Genomic DNA, 15,243 nt, shown 5'->3' with positions numbered 1-15,243 from the left:
CGTCCCGGCGGCGTCCTGACGGCGTACCGTCGCGAGGCCCGCCGCCGGCGCCGCCGGGAGAGGTCCGGCCACGTCACTCCCGTGCGCGCCTGCCGGGACCGAACCGCCCGAGGAGCGCGGTGAGGAGGACCGCCGTGAGGGTACCGGCGACGACGCCGCTTCCCAGGATCGTCCGGGCCCACGCGGGGAACCCCGCGTACAGGTCCGGGCTGAGCAGCGGCAGCAGTCCCGCGGTGAGCGCGAGCGCGGCGGTCAGGCTGCCCGTCCCCGTGCCGGACAGGTCGGCCCGGCGGAGCATCTCGACGCCCATCACCGCGATGACGGCGTAGACGACGAGGGCCGAGCCGCCCACGACGGCTTCGGGCAGGCCGGCCAGCGCCCGGGACACCGGCGTCGCCAGGCCGAGGCCGACCAGGAGCACTCCCGCCCCGGCGGTCACGAAGCGGCTGCGGACCCCGGTGAGCCGGCCGATGCCGATGTTCTCGGCGCTGGTGACCATGAGGGACGTGCCGAAGAGTCCGCCGGCCAGGGAGACGAGGGCGTCGGCGCGGGCGACGCGCGGAACGTCCCGCTCGGGAACGGGAGTCCGGCCGACGATCTCGCTGTTGAGCACGGTCTGTCCGGTGATCTCGGCCAGTGTCGTGAGGCTGAACACGAGCAGCGGGAGGGCCGCCACCAGGTCGAACCGCGGTGTCCCGAAGGGCAGGAGGGCGGGCAGCGCGAAGCCGCCGCCGGCCACCGGGGTGAAGGCGCCGAGGCCGGTGGTCACCGCCACGAGGGTGCCCACCGCCATCCCGAGGAGGACCGAGGTCTGGCGCCAGACGCCGCGCAGCAGCACGTACGCGGCGACGGTGGCCGCGACCGTGAGCGCGGCGAGGAGCACCGCGCGCGGCTCGCCCGTACCGTCCGGTCCGGTGACGAGCCGGGCGGCGACCCGGATCATCGCGATCCCGATGAGCAGCACGGTCACGCCCATGACCAGGGGCGGGAAGAACCGTACGACACGGGCGTAGAGCGGCAGCACGGCGAGCAGCAGCGCCGCCGCGAGGAGGACGGCGCCGGCCGCGGTCGGCGCCCCGTGCTCCTGCGCGATCTGCAGGAACAACGCCGTCGCGGCGCCGCCGGGCAGCATCACGAAGGGCAGCCGGCCGCCGATCCGCCACACGCCGAGGGACTGGAGCAGGGCGCCCGCGCCGCACAGCAGCAGGACGGCGCTGAGCAGCGAGGCGGTCGCGCCGGGCGGCATCCTCAGGGTGCCGGCGACGAGGAAGACGGTGGAGACCGGGGCGACGGTCATCGCGAGGACGTGCTGGGCCGCGAGCGGTGCCAGCCGGCGCAGCGGCACCGGTGCGTCGACGGCCTCGCCCGGGCGGCCGGTCCCGGGGTCCGCGGCGGGGGTCGCGGCGGGCGGGCCGGTCGGGGTGGCCGTCATCCCGTCACCTCCAGCCACGGGATGTCGGACGCGGCGTAGCGGTAGGCGCGGAAGACGGCGTTGGGCTCGGACGGGAAGAGGCCCCGGACCTCGCTCTCGCCGTAGCCGGCGAAGTGCGGGACGACGTACTCCCAGCAGAGGTAGCCGTCCTTCGTCACCTCGAAGAGCCGTCCCGACGGGGAGTCCGTGACGAGCGTGTTGCCGTTCGGCAGGCGCTGCGCGGAGCCCATGAAGGGCGCGAAGAAGAACTCGCGGGCGGGGTCGTGGTACTCCCACACGATGTCACCGCCGGTCCGGTCGATCTCGACGACCCGGGAGTACGGCACGTCGTGGCCGGGCCGGAAGACGCCGTTGTCGAAGACCAGCAGTCGGCCGTCGTCCAGTTCGGTGGGAGCGTGCTGCTGGCTGACGGTGCCGGGGCGGCTGCGCCACAGGATCTCGCCGGTGCGGCGGCTGATCACGACGACGGCCGAGACGCTGCGCAGGCTGGCGAGGACGTTGCCGTCCCGCAGGGGCGTGACGCTGTTGATGAGGGGCCAGTGCTCGCGGGCGTACGCCTCGTGCAGGGCGAAGGACTCGCGGTCGAGGTGCTCCGCGGCCCTCCAGGACCACAGGAGTTCGCCGTCCGGGCCGACCTCCTTGATCGTGTCGGCCCAGACGACTCCGCCCGCGGCCTCGGAGCCGGGCACTCCGCCCCGTACCGACGCGGCCTCGGGGCCGGTGAGGGGTTCGAGGGCGGTGTAGAGGACGCGGCCGTCGTCGAGGTGGTGGGCGTCGTGGTGCTGGAGGGGATCGCGGTGCTCCCGGAGCACGGTGCCGTCGGGGGCGGCGCGGAGCATGACGCCGCCCCGGTACTTGTGCCACATCGGGAACAGGGCCTGCTCTCCCGGGAGCACGCCGTTGTACGCGAGGGAGCCGTCGGGGAGCAGCCGGGCGTGGCGGCCGGGGCGGTACGGAAGGTTCCACTGGTGGACGGTGCGGCCGTGGAGGTCGATGAGGTAGACCTCTCCGGTGCCCGTGAGCGGCGCGTAGAGGGTGTAGCCGTCGAACGCAGCCGTCTCGTCGACGGCGATGAGCCCGGTGGGGCGTCGGCGGCGTGCATTCTGGTCGATCGGGGGCATGTCGGAACTCCTCACTTCAAACTTTCTTTGATGAGAGCAACCGGCTTTGACGTTAGGGCCGTGGTGTGACGGGCGTGTGTCAGGAGTACGAAACCGGCTCCGGCTTGCCGCCGTACGCCGCGTAAGGTGCCGTCAGGCGCCCCCTACCAGGGAGTACGGCGTCGTGGGGCGGAGAAGGACGGGACGATCCATGGATGCCGCGAACACACCGCGGGTGGGAGCAGCCGTGCGCCGCCGGCGCCGGGCGCTCGGCCTGACGCTCGCCGACCTGGCGGGGCGCAGCGGACTCTCCTCGCCGTTCCTCAGCCAGATCGAGAACGACCGGGCGCGCCCCAGCATGCGTTCGCTGCAGCGGATCGCCGACGCCCTCGGCACCACCGCGGTCCAACTGCTCGCGGCCTCGGACGAGACCCGCACGGTCGACGTGGTGCGCGCCTGCGACGACGGCGGTCTCGACCGGGAGGCGCGCGTCCGGCCGGTGGTCCGTGGCCGCCATCAGCTGCACGCGCTGGAGTTCGTGGGCGAGCACGAGGCGGACCGCGAGTTCCGGCACCGGAACGACGAGCTGATGTACGTCGTGGACGGCGCGGTGGAGGTGGAGGCCGACGGTAGGCTCCACCGGCTGGGGCGCGGGGACACGCTGCTGCTGTCCGGCGGCGTCCGGCACCGCTGGCGCACCACCGAGGCCGGCGCGCGGGTGCTGGTGGTCGCGATCGGCGACCACGTCGAGGTCCTGGAGGCCTGACGCGAAGGGGGCGCGCGGTCCGCCCCGCCCCACCCCGCGAGCAACGGGCCGCGTCCGGGCGCCGAGCGCGCCGTGGCCTGCCCGGGCGCCGAGCGGCAGCGGAGTGACGCAGGGGGCGCCGGAAAGCCGGTGGCCGTCTCCACGCCCGCGCCCCGTGCCCCGTGTCCGGAGATCCCCGGACCGTCCCGGCAAACGGCGTTCCTGTTCCCCGTGAACACGGCGCGGCGCCGGGCCCGTCCGGCGGATCAGGGCCGGACAGTCCCTAACTTCCCTTGTTGAGCAGCTCGTTGATCAGCGTGCCGTCGGCCGGCAGGACCCGGCCGTGCCGGAGCGGGACCCCGAGGACCTCGGCCAGTCCCTTCAGGCCCGTGTCGACGGCCGCCTCGACGGCCACGGCGAGGGCCGTCACCGCCGCCCGGCCCTCGCGCACGCCCGTCACCAGGAGGCCGGCCGCGACGACGAGGCCCGGCCACCAGACGGCGGCCGCGGCCAGGGCGCCGTACGGGACGGCCCACGCGGTGCGCAGGGCGGCCGCCGCGTAGCGGTCCCAGGCGGAGCCGACCTCCTGGCGGGTGCCGTCGGGCGCCAGTTGCCACAGCCGGGGCCAGATCAAGGACATGTGAACGCCGTGCTGGACCCGTATGCGGTCCTCGACCGCGCCGAGCCTGCGTCCGATCCAGGTGGCCCGGTCCGGGACCTCCCGACCGCCGCCCCTCAGCCGCCCGGTCAACCGCCGCATCGACCGCGACCGGCCGGCCCACAGGCGGCCCACCCCCGACGCCAGCCAGTCCGCGCACAGCGCCGGGGCCACGACCGCGAGGAAGAGGACCACCAGTGCGGCCGCCTTCCCCGACGGGGAGGCGTACCGGCCGGTGCGCAGCCGCTCCAGCCAGTCGATGACGGCGGCCAGGTCCACGGCGCCCGAGCGCCCGGGGGCCAGCGCCACGGCACAGGCGACCACGAACAGCAGCCCGGGCAGCACGATCCGGGTCAGCCAGCGTTCCGTGATCTTCTTGCCGACCTCGGCGAGGAATCCGTCCATCAGGCCGTGCTCCCGTCCGCCGACGCCGCCGCCGGCTTGAGCGGGACGCCGTCCGGGTCGTTCGGGTCCAGGTAGCACAACGGCCAGGCTCCGGACGCGTCCCGCGAGCGGCCGGCGCCGCAGCGGCCGGTGGCCCGCGGACACCGGAAGACGCTGTCCACCACGGTCTCCTCGCTCCACAGGCCCGCCGTGCCCATGCCGTCCTTGCGCCGTTCGCCGAGCACCAGGGCCGGATCGTGGCCCAGCTGCCGCAGCGCCTCCAGCGCGCTGCCGCCCTCCCGTACCTCGTCGACGGCGTCGTCGAACTCGTCGAGGGCGCCGTCCTCCGCGAAGTCCGCGCGCACTTCGGTGTAGTGGTCGCACAGCCAGGTACGGGCGCGTTTCTCCAGGGCGCGGTCGGTCATCTTCTCCTCTTCCTCGGGTGGACGGCGAGCGGGGTCGGGCCCCACGTGGATGTCGAGCGGGGTCAGGCCCCCACGTGGATGTACGGCATCCAGATCTTGGGTTGGTGCGGATGCGCGGCGCGCAGTTCGGCGAGCGCCGCGTGCAGCGCCCGGGGCGCCCGGGCCACGTCCAACTCGCCGTCGCCCCGTGCGAGGCGCCGGTACACCGCATCGGTCACCGTCGGGGCGCTCGCGTCCTGCACGGGGTACAGGCTCGCCAGCACGTGCCGGAAGCCGGCGAAGTGGAGCACCGCCGCCGGATGGGTCGCCTCGTCCAGCACCTCGGGGTCCGGTACGGCGGTGTCGCAGGCCGACAGGAACGCGAACTCGGCGTCCCCGGCGGGGACTCGGGACAGCCGCAGCGGGGTGAGGATCTCGCCGGCGCCGAGTCGCAGTCCCTCGCGGGCGATGCCGTGGCAGACGGTGTGCAGGCGGGAGTGGTCGGGCAGCAGCCGGGTGACGGCGTCGACGGTCGCCTGTCCGTCGTGCAGCCTGCGCAGCGCCGGTACGTGCCGGGCGACCACCTCGGCCTCGGCGGCGACCTCCGGCAGGTCCGGCTCGGGGACCGTCACCAGGAGCAGGCGTCCCGGGGTGTCCGGGCGGGTCACGGGCCTGCGGGCGTACAGCAGGGAGGTGAGGGTCGGCGCGTAGGAGGGCACGGCCCGGCCGGGAACGGACTCCCGCTCGCCCCCGCGCCGCGCGGCGGCCGCGTGCAGCGGCAGGTACGTGGCCAGTCCGGTGGGGCACCACCACAGCCGGGGCAGCTCGCCGCCCCCGTCACCGGCCGCGTCGGCGAGCTCCGGAAGGGCGTCGAACACCGGGCGGGCGACGCGGTCCCACAGTCGTTCCAGCATCCGCAAGGAGGACTGCGTGCGACGCATCTCGGCCCGGATGACCAGTGCTTCGGCGGCTTCGACGGCCTCGCTCCCGGCCGCCCCGGATCCGGCGGCCCCGTCCACCGCGCGCCCTCGGGCGCTCCGCAGCGCCGCGTGCGCCTCGACGAGGCGCTCGTCGGCCTCGGCGGCCCGGTCCAGCATCTCCCGGACGTCCGGGTGCGTGAGGCCGTCCAGCGGTACGACGGCCGGGGCGCCCGTGTCCCGTACGACGAGGGCGTGGCAGCCCAGAACGCTGATGTTCACCACCACGACCGGCCCTTCGCCGCCGGCCGCGCGGAGCGTGGCGTAGTCGGGGCTGCGGAGGAGGCCGGCCCGGCGGGTCAGGGTCTGCCACTCGCGGGCCAGGGCGGTGCGCTGTTCGGCGACGGCGGGGCTCTCCTCGCCGTCCGCCGGGAAGGGGGTGTCCAGCTCTCCGCGTATCGCGTCGAGCCGGGCGAAGGTATCCGGGTCCTCGTTCCGGAGTCGGGAGAGTTCGGTGGTGCGCAGGTCCAGGAGCTGGGACCACATCACGGTCCGCCCTCGCTCCAGCAGTTCGACCGCGCGCTCGGGCCGTCCGGCGCCGACGGCGGCCGCCGCCGCGTCGACGGCGAGTTCGTCCAGCTCGGAGAGGTAGCTGCGCTGGTCGTGGTGCGCGACGCCGCGCCACAGCACCAGGGGAAGCAGTTCCACGGCGAGTGCGAGGCCGTCCGCGCCGGAGGCCCACAGGCGCTCCTCGGTGTCCCCGGCCTCTTCCGGCGTGACCCGGCCGGTGGCGATCTCGACGGCGGTCCCGGCCGCGAAGATGCCCCACAGGCGTGCCGCGTGCAGGCGGACGCCGGCGGGCAGGGCCGCGTTCCCGGCCGCCGCCCGGAAGGCACCGGCGCACTCCTCCCACAAGGCGGGGACCGGAAGCGGGTCGTCCTGGATCCGTTCCAGCAGGGCCAGCCCCAGGAGGAAGCGGTACTCTCCCCCGGCCCGCGTGTCCGGTCCGGCCCGGTCTGCGAGCCCCCGGGCCAGATCCTCCGCCTCGGCGAGCGCGGCGGCCCGCTGCCCGTGCCGAGGGGTCTCCAGCAGCGTCGACACCAGGAGGTAGCGGCAGCTGAGGCCGCCGCTCGCGTCCTCGTACGCGACGCCCTCGCGCAGGGCCGCCACAGCCGCTTCCCACTCCGGCAGGCCGCCGACCCCCTGCCGGAGGCCGCGGGTGTGCTGGGCGGCCAGGCAGCGCAGTGCGGGCAGCCGCGTCCCGCGGCCATGGCCGAACGGACGCTCGCGGACCGCCCGTTCGGCCAGCGCGACCGCCTCGCGCAGGTCGCGCTCGTCCGTGTTCAGGTCGAACCGGGCGCCCAGCGCCTCGCTCAGCTGGACGAGGTACGGCCGGCTGTCGACGCCCTTCGTCCAGCGCGGGGCGGCGACGACCTCACGGCGGACGGTGATCGCCTCGTCGAGCGCGGCGGAGCTGAGCGTGTCGAGGTGGCGTTCCCACAGCGCGTCGCCGAGGGCGTCCCGGAGCCGCCACAGGAAGGTGCCGGAGAGGCGTCCGGGGAGTGCCTGGATGCCGGCCAGTCCGCGGCGGGCCGCCGCGAGGCAGGCGTCCAGGGACTCGGGATCGTCGGTCTCGCCCAGGCGGTTCAGCAGCACGAGACCGTCCAGGGAGGCCACGATCGCCTCGTTGAACGCCGTCACGCTCGGCAGCCGTCGGGGTCCGCGCAGCGGCTCGACGATGCGGCGCAGGGTTGCCACGTCGCCGGACCCGATCGACTTGCCCGCCGCCAGGAACACGTACATCCGCAGGACCAGTTGGGGGCCCTCGTAGTGGAGCACGGGAACCCAGACCAGCAGAGGGGCGGCGAGCCCCGCCATCAGGAGCCACAGCTCGCGGACGGGGACGGACGTCTCCGTCCACCAGATCCGCGGGCTCTCGACCGGAGAGAACCCCGGGCCGAGGAGGGTGGCCCGCAGCATCAGGGCGGCGAACGCGAAGCACACGAACAGCCCGACGTACAGGAGCGGAAGGAGCACGCGCAGGGCGCGTGGCGTGTACCGCCATCCTTCACGGACCAGCGGGTCGTACGCCGCGCGGAGGAGCACGGCGGCGCCGAGCGGCCCGAAGAGGACCGCCGACACCACTTGGACGACCGTCATGCCGGCGGGCGGACCGTCCAGGTACAGGGACACGGCGCGCGCGCCCGGCAGCACGGCGTAGACCGCCCCCAAGATCCATAACCCGATGCGCATGCGGGCCAGTCTTCCAGAGGGCCGACCGGACATGATCATGCCCTCCGCACCGCGCCGCCGGTCACGGCGGCGCTGCGGGCGTCGTGCCCCGCGCCCGGGGTGGCGACGGATGCCGGGGCGGGTGGCGCACTTCCTCGTCCTGGCGAGGCGGACGTCGTGCCGTCGGTCACTCCTCGGTGGGGCCGAGGGCCGGTGCGGCGCGCAGGTGGACCCGGCCGGCCGCGGTCGCATGGAGTTCGAGGACCGTGATCTGGTTGGTGCCCGGGACGAGGACGGGCCCGGGGACGTACAGGCCGGTCTGCGGGCCCCGGGACCAGTAGCGGCCCAGGCAGAAGCCGTTGACCCAGGCCATCCCCTTGGTCCAGCCGTCGAGCCGGAGAAAGGTGTCGGCGGGGTCGTCGACGGTGAAGGTGCCGCGGTGGAACGCCGGGCCCACCTGCGGCCGCGCCGGGTCCGCCGGGCGGAGGACGAGGGCGTCCAGGCTGTCGAGGGGCAGGGCACGGCTCCGCCAGGCGGCGAGCGGCCGCCCGTTCACCGAGGTGCGGCCGAGCAGGCCCTTGCGGTCGTGCAGTCCTGGTCCGTAGTTCACGCGTCCCTGGTTCTCCACGAGCACGGCCAGCCGCGCTCCCGGGTGCGGGACGGTGAAGGCGAGGGCGTGCTCGTGGTTCTCGCGTTCCAGCACGCCGACGGGCTGCCCGTCGACGAAGACCTGGGCGCGGTCGTGGACCTGCTCGGCGTGCAGGACGGCCGGTCCCGCCGTGGGCAGGTCGGTCTCGTAGAGGACGAAGCCGAAGGGGCGGCCGAGTTCCTCCATGGTCAGCGGGCGGTCCGCGGTCCTCGCCGGCGTGGCGAGCACGTCGGCCCGGTCGAGGAGGCCCGCCGTGTGGGTGAGTTCGACGGGCCCGTACGCCGCCTTGGGTGCGGCTGCGGGCAGGGGCTCGTCGGGTACGGCCGCGTGGCGGGCGATGACCTCGCGGAACGCGGCGTATTTGGGAGTGGGGTCGCCTGCCTCGTCGAGGAGGGCGTCGTAGTCGTAGGAGGTGACGGTGGGGCGGTACGTGCCCTTGTCGTTGGCCCCGTTGGTGAGGCCGAAGTTGGTGCCGCCGTGGAACATGTAGATGTTGACGGAGGCGCCGGCGGCGAGCAGCCGGTCGAGGTCGGCCGCCGCGTCGGCGGCGTCCCGGGTGGTGTGGACGCCGCCCCAGCGGTCGAACCAGCCGATCCAGAACTCCGAGCACATCAGCGGCCCGGTCGGCTGGAGCCGGCGCAGCGCGTCGAGGCCCGCCTCGACGCGGCTGCCGAAGTTCACGGTGCGCAGCACGCCGTCCAGGCCGCCGCGGGCCAGGTCGGCGGGCTGGTCGCAGGTGAAGAGGGGGACGTCGACTCCGTGGGCGCGCAGCAGCCCGGCGAGGTCGGCGAGGTAGCCGGCGTCGTCGCCGTGGGCCCCGTACTCGTTCTCCACCTGCACCGCGATGACGGGCCCGCCCGCATCGGCCAGGTACGGCTTCAGGGGCGGGAGCAGGGCGGCCAGGTAGCCGTCGACGGCGGCCAGGAAGCGCGGGTCGCGGCTGCGCAGCTCGATGCCGTCCTCCGTGAGCAGCCACGAGGGCAGGCCGCCGCCCTCCCACTCGGCGCAGATGTACGGGCCGGGCCGGAGGAGCACCTGCAGGCCCTCGGCGGCGGCGAGACCGAGGAAGCGGGGCAGGTCGAGACCTCCGTCCAGCCGGAAGTCACCGGGCCGGGGGGCGTGGAGGTTCCAGGGGACGTAGGTCTCGACCGTGTTGAGTCCCAGCAGCCGCGCCTTGCGGAGCCGGTCGGCCCACTGTCCGGGGTGGACGCGGAAGTAGTGCAGTCCGCCCGAGATGATGCGGAACGGCCGGCCGTCGAGGCGGAATCCGTCCTCGGCGATCTCCAGTCGGGGCATGCCGGGGTGCTCCTCGGTGTGCGTGCGGGTGCGGAGGGGGGATCAGGCGAGGGGGCGGCAGAGCAGGGCGTCCGGGACGCCGTGGTGCAGCCACTTCCAGGTGTACGCGACGCCGGCGAGGTACTCGTGGTCGGCGCACTGGCCCTTGTAGTAGCCGGGTGCCCAGTCGCTGGCGTTCGAGCCTCCGGTGGCGGGCCGGTTGTCACCGCGGTCGAACCAGAGCACGCGGCCGGAGGCGGGCAGGGCTTCCGCCGCGGGGGCGCACAGGAGGGCGGACATCGCGTTGCCGTTCACGCTGTAGCCGACGGCGAAGGTCCGGTCGGGGCACTGGAGCTTGTTGTAGCCGCTCGCCCAGTCGCCCCCGGTGACGTAGCGCTCGTCGGTGACGACGGTCCAGGCGCCGGGGCCCTTCGTCGGCTGGCCGGCGTCTGTGCACAGGCCCCGGCTGTCGCTGCGGCCGAGGCCGACCAGGCGCTGGGTGTCGGGGCAGTTGCCCTTGCGGTTGCCGGGCGACCAGTCGGGCTCGGCCAGCATGGTGGTGGAGACGTTGTAGTCGGCGTAGTCCAGGTTGAGCATGTTCCAGCGCGGCGTCCGGGCGATCTGACCGCTCTTCCCGGGGGCGTTGACGAGCTTGTTCCAGTCGGTGGCGCGCCAGTCGCCCGCGTCCATGACGCCGAGGCGCGTGCCGTCGGCACGGTAGTTGACCATGGCCCAGTTGTCCTGCGGCGTGCCGTCGGCGTCGCTCCAGCCGACCAGCGGCCAGATGGCGAAGTCGGTGTCGTTGCGCACCAGGATGTCGGTGAAGTTCGTGAACCAGGCGCGTTCCGGGGCGTCGGCGTCCCCGCGGCCGGCGGCGCCGAACTCGCTGATCCAGACGGGCGCGGTGAAGTGCTGGCCGGACCGGGTGACGAACAGGGCCTGGTCGTCGACGACCTGGGCGAGCTGTTCAGGGGTGAACTCCTCGTAGCGCGGGTCGTGGGTCTCGCCCGTGCCGGTGGCGCCGGTGTGGTTCGGACCGGTGTAGCCGTAGAAGTGGGCCGAGTAGACGAGCTTGTCTGAGCGGATCAGCGTGTTGGACAGGGTCGCGACCGGGGTGAGCGTCGGGCGGCCGTGGCTCGTCAGGTCGGTGGGTATGCCCTGCCAGTTGATGCCCTCCATGATGACGAGCATGTCCGGGTCGGCCTGCAGGATCTTGTTGCCGGCCTCCTCCAGCGCCTTGTTCAGGTCGTGGTCGTTGCCCCAGCCCCAGTTGGGGTCGTTCCAGGTGTCGCGGCGCACCTCGTTGCGCAGGTCGGCGCCCACGACCCGCTTGTCGGCCTGGTAGCGCTTCACCAGGAACACCCAGTCGTCGATCCATGCCTGCGTGGACTGGCCGCTGTTCCAGCGCTCGTTGCCGTCCAGGCCGCAGCAGAAGCGGTAGCTGGTGGTGTGGTTGTTGAGGATGACGGCGAACCCGTCCGCGGTCAGGGCCGCGACGACGGCGTCGAACACCTGCAGCGGCGTCTTGCCCTTGAGCTGCGGGTTGGCGGCGACGGCCGGGTCCGGGACGGTGCTCGTGTCGTGGATCAGCGCGTTGGCGAACGGCAGCCTGATGCTGTTCAGGCCCATGGCGTGGAAGTCGGCCAGGATCTGGGCGACCGGCTTGCGGTCCAGGCCGAGCGGGATGTGGTGCGCGTTCTGCCGCGCCTGGTGGTTCGCGACGTCGTCGATGTCGCCGCTGCCCTGCCAGGTGCCCTGGGCTCCGGCCCAGTTGCCGGACTTGAGCTTGAAGCGGTCGCCTTCCGCGTCGACGACGTAGCGGCCCCGGGTGGACAGCGGCGCGGTCCAGGAGGCCGCGAGCTGCGCGCCCGTGAGGACCGGGGGCGGCGCGGTCGCCGGGTCCGCCGCCACGGCGGTCGGGGTGAGGGTGCCGATGAGGAGTGCGGACGACGTGGCCAGGGCCGCGGTCGCGCGTCGGAGCAAGGTCATGCGGGGTGTCACGGGGGCTCCTTGCGGATGGGGGACGTGTACCTGCCGTGCGGGTGCTGCGTGGTGCGGTGCCGTGCGGTGCCGTGCGGGTGCTGCGTGGTGCGGTGCCGTGCGGGTGCTGCGTGGTGCGGTGCGGTGCGGTGCGGTGCGGTGCGGTGCGGTGCGGTGCGGTGCGGTGCGGTGCGGCAAGAGGGTCAGCCCTTGAGGCCGCTGGTGGCGATGCCTTCGACGATGTAGCGCTGGGCGACGAGGAACATGACGACCAGGGGCGTGACGGTGACGACGGCGCCGGCGAACAGGCCGGGCAGGTTGATCGTCTGCGACGTGAGGAAGGTGGACAGTGCGATCTGCGCGGTCCAGGCGGACGGGTCCTGGCCGACGACCAGCGGCCACAGGAAGGCGTTCCAGCTGTCGATGAAGGACAGCGCGCCGAGCGAGGCCAGCATCGCGCCGGAGCTCGGCAGGGCGATCCGGCCGTACAGACCGAGCCAGCCGAGGCCGTCGAGTCGTCCGGCGTCCTCGATCTCGCTGGGGAACTGCAGGTAGAAGTTGCGGAAGAGCAGAACGGCGAAGGGGTTGAAGAGGCCGGGCACGATGATGCCCCAGAGCGTGTTGACGCCCCCCAGGGAGCCGACGACGACGAACGTCGGGACGAAGGTGACCGAGCCGGGGATCATCAGTGTGGCGACGATCAGGCCGAGCAGCACGCCGCGTCCCCGGACCGGGATCCTGGCGAGGGCGTAGCCGGCGGCCGAGGCGAGGAGCGTGGAGACCGGCGCGGTGACGGCGGCGATCAGCAGCGAGTTGCCGAGCGCCTGCCCCATGGCGACGGTGGGGTCCTCGAACAGGGCGGTGAAGTTCTCGACGTGCATGGTCGAGGGCCACCACGTCCACTCCGGCGACGTCAGGCTCCGGGCGTCCATGAGGGAGTTGCGGAGCATCAGGTAGAAGGGCGTCAGGAAGGCCGTGGTCAGCAGGCCGACGAGCAGACCGCGGGTGAGGAGGCGGGCGGCTCGGGTCAGTCCGGGCAGGGTGATCATGCGCTTCTCATTCTCCTCTCCTGCCGAAGCCGGTGAACCGTCCCTGGAGCAGGGTCACTCCGACGACGAGGGCGGTGAGCACGAAGGCTCCGGCGGAGCCGAGGCCGTAGTTCTGGCTGCCCATGGCGGTGTTGTAGAGGTGGACCAGCGGGGTCTGGACGGGTGCGGTCCCGGTGCCGGAGAGGCCGCTGTTGAACAGGTTGTAGAACTCGTCGAAGGCCTGGAAGGCGGCGATGAACAGCAGCATCAGCACGGCGACGGAGGTGTTGCGCAGCATGGGCAGGGTGATCCCGGTGAGGAGTCGCCGGCCCGTGGCGCCGTCGAGGGCGGCGGCCTCGTGGAGCTCCTTGGGGACGGCCTGGAGCCCGGCCAGGAAGAGCACCATGTAGAAGCCGACCTGGAGCCACAGGCGCAGCGTGACGAGGACGACCCAGTAGAGCGGTGGCGAGGTGGACTGCAGCCAGGCCACCGGCTCCGCACCGAACCATCCGCCGATCATGTTGGCGATGCCCGCCGGCAGGCCGTTGAAGAGGCACATCTTCCACAGCAGGGAGGCGGCGACGTACGAGACGGCCGCCGGGACGAGGAAGGTGGTGCGGAGCAGGGCCCGACCGCGCCGGATCCGGTGCACCAGCAGGGCGAGCCCGAGGGACGCGGCGAAGGTGACCGGAACGATGAAGGCCGTGAAGAGCAGGATCTGCAGCAGCGAGTCGCGGAAGGCCTGGTCGGACAGGAGCGTGCGGTAGTTGTCGAGTCCGACCCAGTGGCCGAGGGCGATGGTGCCGCGGGCGTCGCTGAGGCTGAGCAGGAAGCTCCAGCCGATCGCGACGTACTTGAAGACGCCGAGCCCGAGCAAGACCGGCGCGGTGAGCAGCACGAACGCGAGCCGGCCGGACCGCCCGGCACGTGCCGGGCCGGGGCCCGGGCGGCCGGCGCGGGCCGGGCCGGGGCCCGGGCGGCCGGCGCGGGCCGGGCGGGCGACGCCCCGCGGGAGGTCCGCGGGGCGCCCTGCGTGCTCGCCGTGCCCGGCGTGCTCGGCCCGGTCGACGTCGTGCCGGGACGTGGCCGCGGGCCGGGGCGTGGGCGTGGTGTCGGGCGCCGGGTTCGTGCGTCTCATCGGCCGAGCTGCTTGTCGATCTCGCTCTGGGCCTTCTTCACCGCGTCGGCGAGGAGGGCGGCCGGATCGCCCTGACCGCCCGCGATCTTCGCCGCCGCCGCGTTGAAGGTGCTGCTCACGGCGGTGTCCCAGGTGCCCGGGTAGTGCTTCCCGTACGTCGCCGCCAGCCCGACGGTCTCCTTGGCGGGGCCGGTGGCGAGCTTCTGCGCGTGCGCCGCCACGGAGGTGCGCGGCGGGACGTGGAAGCCGTAGCTCTCGGCGAAGTCCTTCTGCAGGTCGGACTGCCGCACCCACAGCCACTGCACGAACGCCTTCGCCGCGGCCACGTTCCGGCCCTTGGCGTTGACGCAGCTGGTCCAGCCGCCGACCCGTACGGTGGCGGTGCCGCCGGCCTTGAAGGCGGGCCACGGCAGGACGCCGAAGTCGTCGCCGAGGGCGGCCGAGACGGCGGGCATCGCCCACAGGCCGGACCACTGCATCGGGACGACGCCCTGGGTGAGCGCGGCGGGGTCCCACCAGTCGGTGGTGAACCCGAGCAGCAGCGACTTGTCGTCGTGCAGGCGCCTCAGGCCGGTCAGGGCCTCGAGGGCCCGGGCCGATCCGAACGCCACCTCGCCCTCGGGGGTGACGAGGTCGCCGCCGTTGGACCAGACGGCGAGGCCGGCGCTGTCGCCGAGGCCGTCGTTGCCGAGGAACAGGCCCTTGTTCCGGCCGGTGGAAAGGGCCTTCGCCGCGGCGACGAGCGCGTCGTAGGTCGTGGGCGGGGCGATGCCGGCCTTCGCCAGGGCGCTCTTGCGGTAGTAGAGCATCATGACGTCGTCGATCATCTTGACGCCGTGCAGCTTGCCGTCGACGGTCACGGAGTCGAGGGCGTTCGTGTTGAAGTCGCTCCTTGCCGCGCCGTACAGGTCGTCGAGCGCGGCGATCTGGCCGCGGCGGGCCAGGCTCTCGCTGAAGTCGCCGATCTCGAAGACGTCGGGGGCCGCGTCGGTGAGCAGGGTCGCGTTGAGCTTGCCGGTGTAGTCGCCGGGGACCCAGGTCACCTTCACGGCGATGTCGGGGTGGGCCTTGGTGAAGGCGGTCGCGTAGCGGAGCACGGCCTGCTGGGTCCCCGCCTCGCCGTACGCGTGGTACCAGACGTTGAGGGTGGTCCTGGCACCGGAGGAGGAGCCGCCGGTGGGATCGGTGCTGCAGGCGGTCGTGAGGACCGTTCCGGCGGCGACGAGCACCGATCCGGTGAGGAATCCGCGTCGGCTGAGCTCTGGTCTGCGTGCGCTCATGTCGCATGTCCTTCTGTGAGG

The 15,243-nt window shown here is 73.6% G+C and carries 11 protein-coding genes; 1 reads left to right on the top strand and 10 read right to left on the bottom strand.

Going from position 1 to position 15,243, the window contains the following annotated elements:
* Positions 1-73 precede the first annotated feature (73 nt).
* Entirely contained in the window at positions 74-1,432 is a 1,359-nt protein-coding gene (locus AB0M16_RS06545) for a solute carrier family 23 protein (RefSeq protein WP_365339413.1), read from the bottom strand.
* Positions 1,429-2,553, bottom strand: coding sequence for an aryl-sulfate sulfotransferase (locus AB0M16_RS06540; RefSeq protein WP_365339411.1), 1,125 nt, complete (start codon positions 2,551-2,553; stop codon positions 1,429-1,431). The genes AB0M16_RS06545 and AB0M16_RS06540 overlap by 4 nt, the downstream gene beginning before the upstream one ends.
* A 190-nt stretch (positions 2,554-2,743) precedes the next feature.
* Here AB0M16_RS06540 and AB0M16_RS06535 point away from each other — a divergent pair, with 190 nt between their 5' ends.
* Positions 2,744-3,298, top strand: a complete 555-nt coding sequence (locus tag AB0M16_RS06535) for an XRE family transcriptional regulator (protein WP_365339409.1) — start codon at positions 2,744-2,746, stop codon at positions 3,296-3,298.
* 262 nt (positions 3,299-3,560) lie between these two features.
* Here AB0M16_RS06535 and AB0M16_RS06530 read toward each other — a convergent pair whose 3' ends face one another.
* The 8 genes from AB0M16_RS06530 to AB0M16_RS06495 form a co-directional block, all read right to left on the bottom strand.
* Positions 3,561-4,340: a hypothetical protein gene (locus AB0M16_RS06530; protein ID WP_365339407.1), complete on the bottom strand. Its 780-nt coding sequence runs from the start codon at positions 4,338-4,340 to the stop codon at positions 3,561-3,563.
* Entirely contained in the window at positions 4,340-4,744 is a 405-nt protein-coding gene (locus AB0M16_RS06525; RefSeq protein WP_365339405.1) for a hypothetical protein, read from the bottom strand. The genes AB0M16_RS06530 and AB0M16_RS06525 overlap by 1 nt, the downstream gene beginning before the upstream one ends.
* Positions 4,745-4,806: 62 nt before the next feature.
* Positions 4,807-7,893: a CHAT domain-containing protein gene (locus AB0M16_RS06520; protein WP_365339403.1), complete on the bottom strand. Its 3,087-nt coding sequence runs from the start codon at positions 7,891-7,893 to the stop codon at positions 4,807-4,809.
* Between the two features lie 166 nt (positions 7,894-8,059).
* On the bottom strand, positions 8,060-9,817 hold the full coding sequence (locus AB0M16_RS06515; protein WP_365339401.1) for a beta-galactosidase family protein: 1,758 nt from the start codon (positions 9,815-9,817) through the stop codon (positions 8,060-8,062).
* Between the two features lie 42 nt (positions 9,818-9,859).
* On the bottom strand, positions 9,860-11,785 hold the full coding sequence (locus tag AB0M16_RS06510) for a cellulase family glycosylhydrolase (RefSeq protein ID WP_365339497.1): 1,926 nt from the start codon (positions 11,783-11,785) through the stop codon (positions 9,860-9,862).
* 194 nt (positions 11,786-11,979) lie between these two features.
* Positions 11,980-12,825, bottom strand: a complete 846-nt coding sequence (locus AB0M16_RS06505; RefSeq protein WP_365339399.1) for a carbohydrate ABC transporter permease — start codon at positions 12,823-12,825, stop codon at positions 11,980-11,982.
* Positions 12,826-12,832: 7 nt separating this feature from the next.
* Positions 12,833-13,942: an ABC transporter permease subunit gene (locus AB0M16_RS06500; protein ID WP_365339397.1), complete on the bottom strand. Its 1,110-nt coding sequence runs from the start codon at positions 13,940-13,942 to the stop codon at positions 12,833-12,835.
* Positions 13,939-15,222: an extracellular solute-binding protein gene (locus AB0M16_RS06495; protein ID WP_365339395.1), complete on the bottom strand. Its 1,284-nt coding sequence runs from the start codon at positions 15,220-15,222 to the stop codon at positions 13,939-13,941. The genes AB0M16_RS06500 and AB0M16_RS06495 overlap by 4 nt, the downstream gene beginning before the upstream one ends.
* Positions 15,223-15,243 lie beyond the last annotated feature (21 nt).

It is taken from the genome of Streptomyces sp. NPDC051921 (genome assembly GCF_040680975.1).
Classification (GTDB): Bacteria; Actinomycetota; Actinomycetes; order Streptomycetales; family Streptomycetaceae; genus Streptomyces.
The sequence above is the reverse complement of the archived record's forward strand: the minus strand, read 5'-3'. Positions and strand labels throughout refer to the sequence as shown.